1 protein-coding gene is annotated in these 253 nt (G+C 56.9%); it reads left to right on the forward strand.

Annotated elements, in window-relative coordinates:
* The coding region (locus tag IV91_RS18110; RefSeq protein ID WP_031599280.1) for an IS3 family transposase at positions 1 to 253 on the forward strand (253 nt) is incomplete at both ends.

The following is a 253-nucleotide window of genomic DNA, read 5'->3' on the forward strand; positions in this document are numbered from 1 at the left end:
GATACGGCAGGGGTGGATTGACCACGGTGATGGGGTGTCTGTGGTGGGGCAATGCGCTTTGGTGGGGGTATCCCGCGCCACTGTCTATGCCCACCAGAAGCCGAAGATGGTGGACGAAAGTGACCTGCTGTTGAATTGTCTGATTGACGAGGAGTACACACGGCATCCGTTTTATGGCAGCCGCAAGATGGTGATATTTCTCAAGGGGCTTGGCCACACCGTCAACCGCAAGCGGGTACAACGCCTGATGCGA

Source organism: Ferrovum myxofaciens, assembly GCF_000735045.1.
GTDB lineage: Bacteria > Pseudomonadota > Gammaproteobacteria > Burkholderiales > Ferrovaceae > Ferrovum > Ferrovum myxofaciens.